This window comes from Bifidobacterium sp. M0353, assembly GCF_016100645.1.
Lineage (GTDB): Bacteria > Actinomycetota > Actinomycetes > Actinomycetales > Bifidobacteriaceae > Bombiscardovia > Bombiscardovia choladohabitans.
Genome location: NZ_JACFSB010000054.1, coordinates 1 through 358, shown reverse-complemented (window position 1 = coordinate 358; position 358 = coordinate 1). Strand labels below are relative to the sequence as shown.

The following is a 358-nucleotide window of genomic DNA, read 5'->3' as shown; positions in this document are numbered from 1 at the left end:
AGGTAGTTCTTGACATTAGACTATAAATGTCCTGCTTATCCTTACCAGTTTTTGCTGCATAAGCATCGACAATGTTTTGGTCTAACTTATCTAAAGCCTGCTTCCCGCTTGCAAAATCATCAGTATTTCCATCAGCGGAGCTTATTGCTCTGTGAATCATCATCATCGCCATTGGTGACATTAATACCTTGTCACCAGCCATTGCGACAATAGAAGCAGCTGAATCTGCTTCACCAACAATATGTACTTCTATATTTCCTTGATAATTTTTTAAATCTGTATAAATTTCAGCAGCTGGTGCTGTGTAGCCTCCAGGACTATTAATTTCAACAATTACATCTTTTTGATTACTTTTTGC

1 protein-coding gene is annotated in these 358 nt (G+C 37.4%); it reads right to left on the bottom strand.

Annotated elements, in window-relative coordinates; translation table 11 throughout:
- A partial coding sequence (locus H3V04_RS08970) for a head maturation protease, ClpP-related (protein WP_198188249.1) occupies nucleotides 1–358 on the bottom strand: 358 nt, incomplete at both ends.